Annotated in this window: 13 protein-coding genes; 5 read left to right on the top strand and 8 right to left on the bottom strand. The window is 68.7% G+C overall.

Annotated features, from left to right (window positions below; translation table 11 throughout):
• Positions 1-47: 47 nt before the first annotated feature.
• Together BM133_RS01650 and BM133_RS35070 are read right to left on the bottom strand one after the other, a co-directional pair.
• The gene (locus BM133_RS01650; protein ID WP_093431189.1) at positions 48-2,603 is read right to left on the bottom strand and encodes an ATP-binding protein; all 2,556 of its coding nucleotides are present in this window, start codon (positions 2,601-2,603) and stop codon (positions 48-50) included.
• Positions 2,604-2,608: 5 nt separating this feature from the next.
• On the bottom strand, positions 2,609-2,956 hold the full coding sequence (locus tag BM133_RS35070) for a response regulator (RefSeq protein ID WP_177224686.1): 348 nt from the start codon (positions 2,954-2,956) through the stop codon (positions 2,609-2,611).
• 199 nt (positions 2,957-3,155) lie between these two features.
• Here BM133_RS35070 and BM133_RS01640 point away from each other — a divergent pair, with 199 nt between their 5' ends.
• Positions 3,156-3,896 (top strand): response regulator, encoded by a 741-nt coding sequence (locus tag BM133_RS01640; RefSeq protein WP_093431186.1) that lies wholly within the window; start codon positions 3,156-3,158, stop codon positions 3,894-3,896.
• Between the two features lie 17 nt (positions 3,897-3,913).
• Here BM133_RS01640 and BM133_RS01635 read toward each other — a convergent pair whose 3' ends face one another.
• The 4 genes from BM133_RS01635 to BM133_RS01620 all read right to left on the bottom strand — a co-directional run bounded on the left by BM133_RS01635 (position 3,914) and on the right by BM133_RS01620 (position 6,897).
• On the bottom strand, positions 3,914-5,371 hold the full coding sequence (locus tag BM133_RS01635) for a YncE family protein (RefSeq protein ID WP_093431185.1): 1,458 nt from the start codon (positions 5,369-5,371) through the stop codon (positions 3,914-3,916).
• Positions 5,372-5,378: 7 nt separating this feature from the next.
• The gene (locus BM133_RS01630; RefSeq protein ID WP_093431183.1) at positions 5,379-5,840 is read right to left on the bottom strand and encodes a DUF305 domain-containing protein; all 462 of its coding nucleotides are present in this window, start codon (positions 5,838-5,840) and stop codon (positions 5,379-5,381) included.
• Positions 5,837-6,319, bottom strand: coding sequence for a DUF4148 domain-containing protein (locus BM133_RS01625; RefSeq protein WP_177224685.1), 483 nt, complete (start codon positions 6,317-6,319; stop codon positions 5,837-5,839). The genes BM133_RS01630 and BM133_RS01625 overlap by 4 nt, the downstream gene beginning before the upstream one ends.
• Before the next feature lie 254 nt (positions 6,320-6,573).
• On the bottom strand, positions 6,574-6,897 hold the full coding sequence (locus BM133_RS01620; protein ID WP_093431181.1) for a winged helix-turn-helix transcriptional regulator: 324 nt from the start codon (positions 6,895-6,897) through the stop codon (positions 6,574-6,576).
• A gap of 119 nt (positions 6,898-7,016) precedes the next feature.
• On the opposite strand from BM133_RS01620, the gene BM133_RS01615 reads away from it, so the two are divergent.
• A complete protein-coding gene (locus BM133_RS01615) occupies positions 7,017-7,595 on the top strand; it encodes a carboxymuconolactone decarboxylase family protein (RefSeq protein ID WP_093431180.1) in 579 nt (192 codons plus the stop codon).
• Between the two features lie 3 nt (positions 7,596-7,598).
• Here BM133_RS01615 and BM133_RS01610 read toward each other — a convergent pair whose 3' ends face one another.
• The gene (locus BM133_RS01610; protein WP_093431179.1) at positions 7,599-9,899 is read right to left on the bottom strand and encodes a heavy metal translocating P-type ATPase; all 2,301 of its coding nucleotides are present in this window, start codon (positions 9,897-9,899) and stop codon (positions 7,599-7,601) included.
• 70 nt (positions 9,900-9,969) lie between these two features.
• Here BM133_RS01610 and cadR point away from each other — a divergent pair, with 70 nt between their 5' ends.
• From cadR to BM133_RS01595, 3 genes are read left to right on the top strand one after another with little or no spacing between them, the layout of a single operon-like run.
• Entirely contained in the window at positions 9,970-10,443 is a 474-nt protein-coding gene (cadR, locus tag BM133_RS01605) for a Cd(II)/Pb(II)-responsive transcriptional regulator (protein ID WP_093431178.1), read from the top strand.
• 13 nt (positions 10,444-10,456) lie between these two features.
• On the top strand, positions 10,457-10,909 hold the full coding sequence (locus tag BM133_RS01600) for a helix-turn-helix transcriptional regulator (protein WP_177224684.1): 453 nt from the start codon (positions 10,457-10,459) through the stop codon (positions 10,907-10,909).
• A gap of 14 nt (positions 10,910-10,923) precedes the next feature.
• Positions 10,924-11,313, top strand: a complete 390-nt coding sequence (locus tag BM133_RS01595; RefSeq protein WP_093431175.1) for a VOC family protein — start codon at positions 10,924-10,926, stop codon at positions 11,311-11,313.
• 15 nt (positions 11,314-11,328) lie between these two features.
• Here BM133_RS01595 and cysE read toward each other — a convergent pair whose 3' ends face one another.
• Positions 11,329-12,120 (bottom strand): serine O-acetyltransferase, encoded by a 792-nt coding sequence (cysE, locus tag BM133_RS01590; RefSeq protein ID WP_256219186.1) that lies wholly within the window; start codon positions 12,118-12,120, stop codon positions 11,329-11,331.
• Positions 12,121-12,161 lie beyond the last annotated feature (41 nt).

The raw sequence follows: 12,161 nt of genomic DNA, 5'->3' as shown, positions 1-12,161 counted from the left end.
GCCAGGGGGAGCGTGGCCGCCGATGTTAGTGCCGCACGGGGCCCGGTTCAATCCGGCAGTCGGGCCGCCAGGATGCGCGCGAGGCACTCGGCCAGCTCCTGCAGCCCCAGCGGCTTGTGCAGCACCTCCGCCACGCCCGCATCGCGCGCGCGCTGTTCCAGCGCCACGTTGACGTTGCCGCTCACCAGCGCCACCGGCAGCGCCGGGCGCCTGGACCGCAGCAGCCGCGCCAGCTCGCTGCCAGGCATGCCGGGCAGCATCTCGTCGGTGAGCACCGCGTCGAAGCGCCGCGGATCGGCCTCGAACGCGGCCAGCGCACGCTCGCTGGTGCCGAAGCCCACCGGCTCGTAGCCCAGGCTGGCGAGCAGTTCCTCGGCCAGCTCGCGCAGCGGCTGCTCGTCGTCCACGATCATCACGACCTCGCCGTTGCCGCGCGGGCAGCCGGGCACGGTGTCCAGCGGCGCCTGTTCCGGCTCGCCTTGCGCCGCCTGCCCTTGCAGCACCGGGAGCCACACCGACACGACCGTGGGCTGGCCCTCCCCGGTCGCCACGTCGATCGCGCCGCCGATGTCGGCCACGATGCCATGCACCACCGAAAGGCCGAGCCCCGTGCCCTCGCCCACCTTCTTGGTGGTGAAGAAGGGGTCGAACATGCGCTGCAGCACCTCGGGCGGAATGCCGGGACCGGTGTCGCCCACGTCCAGGCGAACGTAGGAACCGGGCGCGATGTCGCCGTGCAGCAGCGCGCGCTTCTCGCCGATGTCCACGCGGTCGAGCCTGAGGCTCACCACGCCCACCACGCCCACCTCGCCCACCCCGCTCACATTGCTCACATCGCTCATGGCCTGCACGGCGTTCGTGCAGAGGTTCATCACCACCTGGTAGAGCTGCGTGCCGTCGCCCACCACGGCCGCGCTGCCGGACCGCAGCCGCGCGTCCACGCGCAGGCCCGGCGGCAGCGTGGGCACGAGCATCGAGATCACCTCTTCGACCAGCGCCTGCATGTTGACCGGCACGCGCTCGGCGATGCCGCTGCGGCTGAAATCGAGGATGCGCCGCACCAGGAGGCGCGCGCGGGCGCCGGCCTGCATCACGCGGTCGATGTGCCGGCGCATCGCGCTGCCGGCCTCGGCCTGCTGCTGCGCCATTTCGCCGAAGCCGAGGATGGCGCCCAGGATGTTGTTGAAGTCGTGCGCGATGCCGCCCGAGAGCGTGCCCAGCGCTTCGAGCCGTTGCGTCTGCTGCAGGCGCGCCTCGAGGCGGGCCTTGTCGGCCTCGGCGAGCTTGCGGTCGCTCACGTCGGTGGCGGCGCCGAAAAGGCGCAGCGCCGCGCCGGCCTCGTCGCGCACGCAGCGGCCGCGCGCGTGGATCCAGCGCCAGTCGCCGCCGGCGTGGCGCACGCGGTATTCGAGCTCGACCGCGTGCGTGCGTCCGGCCAGGTGGTCGTCGATGGCGGCCCTGGCGTGCGGGGCGTCGTCGGGGTGCAGGTGCACATGGCGCAGCACGTCGGCCGAGGTGCCCAGCGGCACCGACGCATCGACGCCGTGCAGCGCGCGCCACTTGTCGGAGACGAACACCGAGTCCTCCGCGAAGTTCCATTCGGCATGGCCTTCGTTCGCGGCCTCCATGGCCATGGCGTAGCGTTCTTCGCTCTGGCGCAGCGCCAGCTCGCCGCGCTCCTGCCGACGCAACTGGCGCAAGAGGCCGACGATGGTGAGCACCACCAGCAGGATCAGCAGCACCGTGCGGATGCCCGAGCTCCACATCTCGTCGTACCAGGGCCGCAGCGCCTCTTCCTCGTCGCGCATGATGGCCAGGATCAGCGGCCGTTTGCCCACGCCCACCGCGGCGACCAGCTTGGGCCGGCCGTCCATCGGGTTGATCGCGCGCGCCACCTTGCCGCCTTCTTTCAACGCAGCGAGCTCGGGAAAACTGAGCTTCTTCTCGGGGTCGGTGGGGCCCGGCTGGCGCACCACCAGCGTGCCGTCGCTCAGCGTGAGCAGCAGCGAGCTGCCCTTGCCCAGCTGGATGGCCGAGTACATGCCCTCCAGGTGCTGCAGCGTGACGATGGCGGTGACCACCCCTGCGAACGCGCCATTCGGCCCGTCGATGCGGCGCGACACCACCAGCCCCGGCATGCCTTCCGTGCGGGTGGTCATCGGTTCGCTGATGAAGAGCCCCGTGTCGCGCGAATCGCGCTGCGCGGTGAAGTACGGCCGGTCGGACACATCGGACAGCGGCCCGCCCGTGTCGCGCGAGCGGTGGCGCTGCATGCCATGGGTATCGACGATGGTGAGCACGCTCACCTGCGGCACGCCGACCGTGCGGGACGCGAGCCCGGGCGATACCTCGCCGGGGCCGAAGTCGCCGCTCTCGGCCGCATACCAATTCGCGGTGTCGCGCAGCACCACGTCCACCGCCTGCATGCTGCGCAGCGACTGCTCGGCCAGCGCCTTGGCGAGGTTGCCGAGCTCGCGCTCGTTGGCCAGCATGATCTGCTGGTGCAGCCGCCAGCCGTCGTAGCCCGCCGAGCCGATGCACGCGGCAATGAGCAGCACGCCGGCGGCAACGATGCGGCGGCGCAGGCGGTCGGCGGATTTCATGGAAGTCAGTGCGCCGCGCCGATGGTGTCGGCCACCGCTTCGAGCAGCTCGCCCCGCGCGCAGGGCTTGGCCACGAGGCGGCGCAGGCCGAGGGCGCGCGCGGGGTTCGAATCGCTGCGCAGGCTGCGGCCCAGGCGGGTCGACAGGCCGATCAGTGCCGCATGCGGATAGCTGGCCCGCACCGCGCGCACGGTGTCGGCGCCCCGCTCGTGGAAGTCGGGCACGTCGACGATCACCAGGTCGACGCCCGCCGCCTGCGAAGCGTCCCAGGTGGCCCGCAAGCTGCCCTGCGCGGGCAAGGCCTGCACGGCGTAGCCCTCGCCCAGCAGCCATTCGCAAATCAGTGTTCGCATGGCGCTATCTTCCTCGATCACTGCGACGGTCAACATGGTCTGTCCAACAAGGCTCTGTTCATTGCAGGCGGCACCGGTTGCCGCCAGGACTTCATTGGCGCTCCTGCGCGTGCCGCCATCATGTCGGCGGCAGCTTGGGAATTTCATCTGTAATCCGGCCGTACCCCGCACGCAGCGAAGTTGCATTACCCTCGCCTCCATGAGCGCCAGCCACCACATCCTTGTCGTCGACGACGACCCGGCCATCCGCGAACTGATGGCCGAATACCTCACCGAGAACGAGTTGCGCGTGACCACCGCGGTCTCGGGCGCCGAGATGAAGAAGGCGCTTGCGGAGTCGGTGATCGACCTGGTGGTGCTGGACCTGCGCCTGGGCGGCGAAGACGGCATGCACCTGGCGCGCCACCTGCGCGAGACCAGCGCCATCCCCGTCATCATCGTGACCGGCAAGCGCGACGAGGCCGACCGCGTGATGGGCCTGGAGATCGCGGCCGACGACTACATCACCAAGCCTTTCAGCAACCGCGAACTGCTCGCCCGCATCCGCGCGGTGCTGCGGCGCTACCAGGTGCAGCGCGACGCCACCGCGGCGGCGCCGGCCAAGGGCGGCACCGAGCGCCGGGCCTATCGCTTCGCGGGCTGGGAACTCAACGTGCTGGTGCGCCGCCTCACCTCGCCGGACGGCCGGCGGGTGGAGCTGAGCAATGGCGAATTCAACCTGCTGCTGGCGCTGTGCGAAGCGCCGCAGCGCGTGCTCTCGCGCGACCAGCTGCTCGAACTCTCGCGCCTGCACGGCGCCGAGGTGTACGACCGGTCGATCGACGTGCAGATCCTGCGCCTCAGGCGAAAGATCGAGGTCGATGCCTCGACGCCGCAGTTCATCCGCACCGAGCGTGGTGCGGGCTATGTGTTCGACACGCAGGTCGATGCGCTGAACTGAAGCCGAGGCTTCGGAGTTCAGAGGCCTTGCACCTGCACCGGCTTGCCGGGCTGGCCCGCGACCTGCGGTGCGATCACGAGGTAGCGGCGCGAGGCATCGGCGCTCGATTGCACGATCTGGCGGATCGGGCCGATCGCGTTCACGATGGCCGAGCCCGCCGGGTTGGTCATGAAGTTGGCCAGCGGTTGCAGCGCGCCGCCGCCATCGGGCTGCTCGGCGAGCGCCAGCACATAGGGAGACTTCGGCTCGAGCCCCGTCGCGGAGGCCTGCAGCACCTGCGTCAATCCCTGGTCGAACAGCGTCACGCTGGTGGGCGCACCCGCCTTGTCGCCCTGCACGGCCATGAGCGTGAGATGCGCGGCCTGCCCCGCCACGCCGAGCGGCTGCAGCCCCTGCAGGCCATCGCCTTCCGGCACCGCGTTCGGCACGTAGGCAATCGCCTGCGGCGCCTGCCCGATGGGAACTTCGCCCACGACCTTGTTCGTTGCGGTGTCGATGGCGGCGAGCGCATCGGCGTTCTCCAGCCCCACGTACATACGCGAACCGTCGCCCGAAGGCCACACGCCGTGCGGCAGCTTGCCGACCGGGATGGTCGCGACCTGCGAGAAATCGTCGGTGCGGAACACCTTCACCTGGTTGAGCCCGCCGATGGTCACGTAGGCGAAGGTGCCTTTCTTCGTGGCGGCGAAGTTGACGTGGTTGGTGATGGGCCCGGTGTCGAACGACTTGATGACCGCGAACGGCGGCTTCGCATCGAACACCATCGTGCGGCCCACGTCCTTGAGGGTGAACCACACCTGCTTGCCATCGGGCGTGGCGGCGATGTTGGGGCAGAAGGGGCTCTCCTGCTTCACGCGGCCGACGACCTGCTTGGTCGCGGTGTCGATCACCACGGTCTCGGGGTTGAACGACGAGCACACGTAGCCGTACTTGCCATCGGGCGAGAAGATCTGCATGCCGGGTCCGCCGGGCGTGACGATGCGGGTCTTCTCCTCGAAGGTGTTCGCATCGATCACCGAGACGTAGTTCTCGCCGCGCACCGTGACCCACACCTCCTTGCCGTCGGGCGTGAAGAAGGCCTCGTGCGGCGAGCGGCCGACGTAGGTGGTGTGCTTCACGGCATTGGTCGCGGTGTCGATGAAGGTCACCGAGTTCGAGCCGATCGACACGATGGCCAGCGTGCGGTGGTCGGGCGAGAAGCCCATGCCATGCACCAGCACCTGGCCCTTGTAGAGCGGGCTGAAGTTGCCGGGCGACGGATCGCCCAGGCGGATCACGCCCAACAGCTTGTTGTCGACCGGATCGGTGACGGAGACGGTGTTGGAGAACTGCTCGGCGGCATAGAGCCGGTCGCGGTGGCTCACCGGAATGTCGGCGGCCGCGGCGGCGCCGGGGGCCTGGCCTGCCTGCGCGAACGACGTGGCGAAGGCGAGCGATGCGCAGAGCAGCACGGCGGCATGGCGAAGAGGGGTCATGGGTGTCTCAGTGGTCCATGTGCATGCCGGGCATCGTGTGCTGATGCGGCATGGATGTTGTGGTGTGGGTGGCGGAAAGCCCCTGGGTCGGCGCTGCGGCGGAGGGCGGCAGCGGCTGGCCGAGCGCCAGGTGCATCGCCGCGATCTCCTGCTGCTGCTCGACGATGATTTCCTGCGCGATGCGGCGCAGCTGCTCGTTGCGGCCGTAGCGCAACTCGGCCTGCGCCATCTCGATGGCGCCCTGGTGGTGCGGGATCATCATCGCGGCGAAATCGCGGTCGATGTCGCCCGAGGGCTTGATCTCCATCGCGGCCATCATGCGGCTCATGGCCGCGTCGTTCTCGGCGGCAAAGGCGGCGGCGAGCGAGTCGGCCGCCGCAGGCAGCACGCCCGCGGCAGCGACCAGCGCTGCGCCCACTACAGCCGCCAGCGCGATGCCGCGCTGCCGGCGTGGTGACGTGGCGCTCACTGGCCTGCGTTCTGTGGCGTGGCCATCGCGACGGCGCTGTTCGTCGCCACCGCGTTGCCGCCGTGCGCGAGGAAGAACGAGCCGCTGTCTTCGCCATAGAGCGCGTCGAAGTGACCGCTCTTCTCGGCCGCGGCCAGCTCGGCCTTGACCTCGGCGCGCGGCTCGGTCGACTTGAAGTTGCGCGAGAGATACGCCGAGCCGCTGTCGCTGGCGACCAGCACGCCGAGCGTGCCGTCGGCCTTGGCCTGTGCCAGTTCGGCCTTCACTTCGGAGCGCGGTTCGCTGGCCTGGAAGTGGCGCGACAGGTAGGCCGAGCCGCTGTCCTCACCCGTCAGTGCAGCCAGTTGGCCGCTGGCCTGGGCCGCCTTCAGTTGCGCGACGACTTCGGCGCGGGTCAGGCTCTGGGCCGAGGCTGTGCCGGCGGCGGTGAGCATCACGGTGGCGGCAAGGGCAGCCATGGCGGCATTGAGTTTCTTCATGATCGTTTCCTTCTTGCGCATCTGAAAAAGTAGAAGGGGTGTGCCGGCAGATACGCGTCCGGCGAGCCCCAAGCCAACACTGGGTGATCCAGGCACCGGGGGCGGTGCCGGGATCGGTGTTGATTCGGGCTCTACTTTGCGAAGCGCGCGTTGCGCACGAATTGCGCGCGCGGCGCGGCCGATTCAGATGAAGCGGGAACGATTGCAGATGAAATACAGGGCCGTCTTCTCCGTTTTTCTTTGGGTCTTTCGGGTTATTCGAACCAGCGGTTGGCCCACTGGTTGAGCGGCGTCAGCCGCTTGACCAGTTCGCCGCCCGCCTGGGTGAGCACGTAGCCCGTGCCCGAGAGTTCGACGACGCCCGCCGCGCGCAGCTCCTTGAGGCGGTCGTTCAGCACCGAGGGGGACATGTCCTCCGTGCTCGTGCGCAACGCCCTGAAGCTCTGCGGCAGGCCGTCGCGCAGCTCCCACAGGATGCGCAGCGTGCCCTTGCGGCCCAGTTGCTCCAGGAGCCGCATGATGGGCCGCCGCGCCACGGCGGGCGCGGGCTGCGAGGCCGATGCTTCCTCGTCGTCCATGTCGTGCTTTCGGTGATCGAACAGGCGCCTATTGTGCTACGCATTTCGTAGCGATAGACTGCGCCAGATCGCTACGTTTTTCGTAGCGATTTCGATGCATTCCACAAAGGATTCCGACCATGACGACCGTTGCCCGGCAAAGCATTCGCGCTCCTCGCATTCCACCGCTCCAAGCGCCCTTCCCCGAACCGATCGCAGACCTGCTGGCGCGGATGAATCCGCCCGGCAGGCCCGAGATCCTCGCGCTCTTCCGCGTGCTGGCCATCCACCCTGACCTGGCCGAGCGAACGCTGGGGCTGGGCCGGTATCTGCTGGGCCGCAAGGCGGCCGTCAGCCTGCGCGAGCGCGAGGTGGTGATCACGCGCGCGTGTGCCCGCTGCGGCGCCGAGTACGAATGGGGCGTGCACGTTGCGGCCTTCGCCGATGCGGCGGGGTTCGACGCGGTCGAGCGGCGCGTGATGGCGTCCGTGGCCGAAGACGTGGACCTGCTCGCGCCGCGCGATCGGCTGTTGGTGTTGATGGTCGACCAGTTGCACGACCGCAGCGACATCGACGACGAACTCTGGCAATCGCTCAGCGAACACTGGAGTCACGCGCAACTCATCGAGCTGATGATGCTCGCGGGGTGGTACCACGCGGTGAGCTACGTGTGCAATGCGGCGCGTGTGCCGCTGGAGACGTGGGCGGCGCGCTGGTGAGCCTCAGCGCTTTTCCGCCCGCATCAACCGCAGCCCGTTCGCCACCACCAGCAGGCTCGCGCCCATATCGGCAAATACCGCCATCCACATCGTCGCGCTGCCGAACACCGCGAGCACGAAGAAAACGCCCTTGATGCCCAGCGCCAGCGTGATGTTCTGCCACAGCACCGCATGCGCGCGGCGCGAGAGGCGGATGGTCTCGGGGATGCGGCGCAGGTCGTCGTTCATGATGACCACGTCGGCTGCTTCCATGGCCGTGTCGGTGCCCGCGCCGCCCATGGCGAAGCCGATGTCGGCCTGTGCGAGCGCCGGTGCGTCGTTGATGCCGTCGCCGGTCATCGCAACGGCGCCGTAGCGCGTCTGCATCGCCTTGATGGCGCCGAGCTTTTCCTCGGGCAGCAGGTTGCCTCGCACGTCCTGGATGCCGGCGTGGGCGCCGATGGTCCTGGCCGTGGCGGCGTTGTCGCCGGTGAGCATGACGGGCACGACGCCCAGGGCGCGCAGCTCGGCCACCGCCGCCTGCGACGATTCCTTGATCGTGTCGGCCACGGCGAACAACGCGAGCACCGCCTGGCTCGATGCGAGCAGGGTCACCGTGCGGCCGGCTTCTTCATGGCGCTCGAGCTCGGCTTCCAGGGCCGGGGTGCACAGGCCCTTCTCCTCGATGAGGCGATGGTTGCCGAGCATGTAGGTCTGGCCCGCGAGCGTGGCCTGCACGCCGCGGCCCGGCAGCGCGGTGAAGTCGCCGACCTCTTCGCGATTTCCCTTCAAGCCCGCGGCGATGGCCTTGGACACCGGATGGTCCGAGCGTCCCGCGATGCTCGCGGCAATCGCGAACACCGCCGCTTCGTTGCCCGATGCATCGAGCAGCGTCGACTCGACCAGCTTGGGCTTGCCTTCGGTGATGGTGCCCGTCTTGTCCAGCGCCACGGCCTTGAGCTTGCGTGCCTCTTCGAGGTACGTGCCGCCCTTGATGAGGATGCCGCGCCGCGCGGCCGATGCGAGCGCGCTCACCACGGTGACGGGCGTCGAGATCACCAGCGCGCACGGGCACGCGATGACCAGCAACACGAGCGCCTTGTAGAGGGCCTGCAGCCACGTCCAGTCCATGAAGAGCGGCGTGAACAGCGCGATCGCCAGCGCCAGCACGAAGACCGTGGGCGTGTAGATGGCGGCGAATTTATCGACGAAGCGCTGCGTGGGCGCGCGCGTGCCCTGCGCTTCTTCGACCGCGTGAATGATGCGCGCGAGCGTGGTGTTGGCGGCCACGGCAGTGACGCGAAACTCCAATGCGGCAGTCTGGTTGATGGTGCCCGCGAAGACCGGGTCGCCCACCGTCTTGTCGACCGGAATGCTCTCGCCCGTGACCGGCGCCTGGTCGATGGCGCTGAGGCCGTCGGTCACCACGCCGTCCAGTGGCACGCGCTCGCCGGGGCGGATGCGCGCGATGGCGTCCAGCGGCACCGCATCGGCCCTCACGGTCTGCCAGCTGCCATCGGGCTGCTTGACTTCGGCCTGCTCGGGCGCGAGCGCGAGCAGGCTCTGGATCGCGTTGCGCGCGCGGTCCACGGCACGGGCTTCGATCAGTTCGGCAATCGCATAGAGCGCCATCACCATCGCGGCCTCGGGCCACTGGCCGATGACGAAGGCGCCCGTCACGGCGACGGCCATCAACGCATTGATGTTGAGGCGGCCGCGCACCAGCGCGCCGAAGCCCTTCTTGTAGGTGTCCAGGCCGGCCAGGCCGATGGCTGCGAGCGCGAGCACCATCTCTGCGGCCATGAAGCCCTTGCCGTCGAGGGCGAGGAAAGAGATCGACTCGGCCGCGATGGCCAGCACCAGCGCGGCGACCAGGCGCGCGAGGCCGGTGCTCATTCCCGCGATGCGTGCCGGCGCGGCAGGGACGGCTGCATCGCCGAGGGGCTCGGGCTTGAAGCCGGCCTTGCGGATCGCATCGAGCGCATGGGGCAAGGCAAGCGCGTCGGCCGTGATGGCCATCGTGCGTTCACCGAGGCGAAAGCGAAGGCCCGTGACGCCTTCGACCGGCTCGAGCGCCCGGCGGATCTCGGATTCCTCGACCGCGCAATCCATCGTGGGAATGCGAAAGAGCAAGGCGCCTTTGGGGATGTCGGCGGTGTCCACGGGGGGAGACGAACCGCAGACCGGGCTGCCGCAGCAGGCCGCCTCGGCGTGGGCATGGGCATGGGCATGTCCATGCGGGTGATCGTGACCATGATCGTGGTCATGATCGTGGTCATGAGGGAGGGCCGGCGTCACCGGCTTCAGCGCGTTCTGGTTCGTCATGAACGCAATTGGAAACCCTGAAGCAGGTGTAGAGTCAAACGCAAATCCCTTCACTTCCATTTGCCGCATCATGAAAATCGGTGAACTGGCCAAGGCCGCGAACACCCCGGTCGAAACCATCAGGTATTACGAGCGCGAGCAACTGCTGCCCGAGCCCGCGCGCACCGATGGCAACTACCGCATCTACGACGACGAGCATGCCCAGCGCCTGGGCTTCATCCGGCGGTGCCGCTCGCTGGACATGACGCTCGGCGAGATCCGCAGCCTGCTGAAATTCCGCGACGCGCCGCAGGACGATTGCGGCGAGGTCAACCAGCTGCTGGACGACCACATCGGCCACGTGGCCGCGCGAATCTCCGAACTCAAGACGCTTGAAAAACAGTTGAAGGCGCTGCGCCTGCAGTGCTGCGGGCCCGAGTCGGCGAACGCCTGCGGCATCCTGCAGGAGCTGGACGCGGCCACGCTCGCGTCCGAGACCTTCGGGCAGCATGCAGGCCACGTGCACGGCTCGTTGCACGGCACGTCCGCCAAGCGCGCCGCCTGAGGTTTTCCGGCCCATGATCTCTCCCGACCTGCTCAGGCGCATGTGCGATGCCCGCCAACGGCTCCAGTTCGAACTGGAGCCGCCGGCCAAGGTGGCGGGCCTGGCGAAAGAAGCGGGCCTCTCGACTTCGCACTTCATCACCCAGTTCAGCGCGCTCTTCGGCGAGACGCCCTTGCAATGCCGCACGCGTGCAAGGCTGGAGCGCGCGCGTGCGATGCTGCTGGCCACCGACGAGCCGGCCACGCAGATCGGCCTGGCGCTGGGCTTCGCCGACCTGGGGAGTTTCTCGCGGCTGTTCACCCGGCACTTCGGCGTGCCGCCCCGGGCCTACAGGCGCAGTGCCCAGCCGTGCGCCGCGCCGGCGGGGTGCATCGCGCTCATGAACCTTGCCCATGCGGGCGACCGCAATTTCGGCGAAGTCGCGAGCGGGCATGTTGGGCAGGATGGCGGCTTTCCACCTCACTGAACCCCTTCATCATCATGCGCATCAACCTCACCAGCATCTTCGTGGACGACCAGGACAAGGCCCTGGCCTTCTACACGCAAGTCCTCGGCTTCGTGAAGAGCCTGGAGATCCCGGCCGGGGAGTACCGATGGCTCACGGTGAAGTCGCCCGAAGGCGGCGACACGGAGCTGTCGCTGGAGCCCAACGCCAACCCCGCCGCCCGCGCGTACCAGCAGGCATTGATGAGCCAGGGCATCCCGGCGACAGCGTTCCAGAGCGACGACCTGGAGGCCGACGCCAAGCGCCTGCGCGGGCACGGCGTGCGCTTCACGATGGACCCCACCGACCAGGGGCCGATCAAGCTGGCGATCTTCGCGGACACCTGCGGCAACCTGATCCAGATCTACCAGCCGCTGGCCAATTGACCAGCCCTTGGGGGATTACTTCCCGATGAGCTGCGTGAGCTTCTCCGCCTCGAAGCATTCGTCGCGCGCCGCATCGCCGGGCACGCAGTCCCCGTTGCCCGGACGCGCCGACAGCTTCTCGATCGCCTGCCACAGCAGCGCGATCTGGTGCTCCTGGCTCGATGCGTTGTCGATCAGTCCGCGCATGGCCTGGCTCAGCGGATCGTCTTCCTGCGTGATGCCGTAGGCCGAGAACTTCTGCGGCGCGGACACATCGGCGCTTTCGCCGGCCTTGGAGGGGATGATGCGCGCGGGAATGCCCACCGCCGTCGCCCCGGCCGGCACCGGCTTGATGACCACTGCGTTGCTGCCGATCTTGGCGCCATCACCCACGAGGAAGCCGCCCAGCACCTTGGCCCCCGCGCTCACCACCACGTCGCGCCCGAGCGTCGGATGCCGCTTGGTGCCCTTGTAGAGCGAGGTGCCGCCCAGCGTCACGCCCTGGTAGATGGTGCAGCCGTCGCCGATCTCGGCCGTCTCGCCGACCACCACGCCCATGGCATGGTCGAAGAACACGCGCTCGCCGATCTTGGCGGCCGGATGGATCTCGATGCCGGTCATCCACCGCGCCCAGTGCGCGATGAAGCGGGCGGGCCACTTGAAGCCGTGCGTCCAACAGGCATGCGCCCAGCGATGCAGCACCACGGCGTGGAAGCCCGGGTAGACCGTCATCACTTCCCAGGCGCTGCGCGCGGCCGGGTCGCGTTCGAGGATGCACCGGATGTCGGCGCGCAGTCGAGAGAACATCGCTGCCTTTGTTGTCGTTATATCGATAGTGGGCGGGCAGTCTAAAGCCCGGTGTCTTCGCG

It is taken from the genome of Variovorax sp. 770b2, assembly GCF_900115685.1.
GTDB lineage: Bacteria > Pseudomonadota > Gammaproteobacteria > Burkholderiales > Burkholderiaceae_C > Variovorax.
The sequence above is the reverse complement of the archived record's forward strand: the minus strand, read 5'-3'. Positions and strand labels throughout refer to the sequence as shown.